The organism is Protofrankia sp. CiT1, assembly GCF_917627335.1.
GTDB lineage: Bacteria > Actinomycetota > Actinomycetes > Frankiales > Frankiaceae > Protofrankia.
In genome coordinates this window covers 1,340-2,987 of the sequence record NZ_CAKJTP010000299.1, presented here as the reverse complement: position 1 = coordinate 2,987, position 1,648 = coordinate 1,340, and the positions used below count along the sequence as shown (strand labels likewise).

General features: G+C 69.8%; 1 protein-coding gene and 1 pseudogene. One reads left to right on the top strand and one right to left on the bottom strand.

The window, feature by feature from the left end; translation table 11 throughout:
- A pseudogene (locus tag MJ785_RS21830) lies at nt 1-177 on the top strand (dCMP deaminase); the annotation flags it as partial.
- An 88-nt stretch (nt 178-265) separates the two neighbouring features.
- On the opposite strand, the gene pglX reads toward MJ785_RS21830, so the two are convergent.
- The coding region (pglX, locus tag MJ785_RS21825; RefSeq protein ID WP_239382749.1) for a BREX-2 system adenine-specific DNA-methyltransferase PglX at nt 266-1,648 on the bottom strand (1,383 nt) is incomplete at its 5' end.

Below are 1,648 nucleotides of genomic sequence, written 5' to 3'. Positions count from 1 at the left end.
ACCCAGCTCATCCTGGAAGCGAAGCTCCCACGGGTGGTCATCGCCTGGCGTGAGCCCAGCCTCTTCGTCGCCGACTGCCAAGGCTACGAACTCCTCACCCAGGCCGGCGTCACCGTCGTGGAACTGTCTGAGCTCGGCGAGCAGGCCCGCGCCATGAACGCCCACCTGTCGGTCTGACGGAACTGAGCTGCCGCGCGGTGCGGATGGATGTCGCGCATTGGACCGGGCGTCAGTGATGCGCGTGAGGCGCGGCGGTCTCAGATGATCATTTGGTGGACCGGCGACCGCGGGTGGGGGCCGGTGGGCGCCAGCTGGTCAGCGCCTCCTCGGTCAGGGTGAGCTGGCCCATGGTGTCGGCGAGGAAGGCGTCGTAGACCTCGGCGGGGGAACCGTCGTAGCGCGGGTCGACCTCGTCGTGCCACTGGCGGACCCAGGGCATGACCTCGCGCAGGCCGGCGACGAGCGGGGTGAGGCGGGTGCCGTCCCAGCCGTCGTTGTCGCGGCGGTCGACGATCAGGGTCGCCAGCGCCTGGGCCTGCTCCCGGTGGTCGAAACCGGCCCAGCCGATCAGCAGCGTCGGGTCGTTGTCCCGCCCGGCCGGCTGGTAGGAGATGAACCGCTCCTTCGGCACGTCGAGCTTGCCCCGGGCCCGCCAGAACGACGTCTTGCGGAAGTCCTTCGGCGCGTACTTCGGCGGCACGGGAATCGCGTCGCGGATCTCCTTGGCCTTCGCCGGGGTGGGCGCGGCGTCCTCGGCACGCTGCTGGTCCCAGACCGACTCCCAATCGGTGCGCTTCACCAGGCCGGTGTCGGTGTAGCGCAGGGCGGCGAGGAACGGGACGTGCTCGTCCTCGACGAGGGCGGCGACCACCTTGGCCAGCTCCTCGCCGGGCCGGTAGATCTCGGCGACGGAGACGAAGTCAGCGTCGGCGGCCAGCTCGTCGGCCAGCTGGCCGGTCGTCCACAGCCGCGGCTGCACCATGCCGTCGACGTCGGCGAACCACAGGTCACGAGTCTCCAGCCGGTCGAGCAGCCAGCCCCGCAGCGCCGCGTCCCGCAGCTTGTCCCAGCCCTCGCTCGCCCAGCGGCGTTTGTACTCCGGCCGCTCGATCAGCCCGATGTTCCGGTCGGACTCGATGACCGCGATCCGCTTCTCGACGTGCGCGCGGTACTCAGCCGGCCAGTGCGCGGGCACCTCGGTGATCGGCGTGGAGCCGTGCCGGGTGAACCACTCGGACGTCTCGTCCCCATCGGCGATCCTCCTGGCGAGGACGATCTCGAACGCCCGCTCACCCAGCCTGATCTCGGGGACGTCAGCGATCGGCAGCGTCAGTTCGTCGGCGAGCAGCCCATACTGCCGGTAGACCTGCCAGTCCAACTCCTCCTGCAGCGCGATCATCCGCGCCCGCGCCGACGCCCACTCCGCCTGCGCGTCGGCCAGCCGGGCACGCGTGGGTACATCGTCGACGGCCACCGACGCGGGGCTGACCGCCGTCAGTTGCTGCGCCAGCCCGTCCAGCTCCCGCGCCAACCCCAACGGATACTCCGTCGGCAACGGGAATTCCTCAAGTTTGGTACCGGTGAACTCATAGAACCGCTCCCAGTCGTCACTGGTGAAACCGCCACCCTCGCCACGGATTCCTTTATC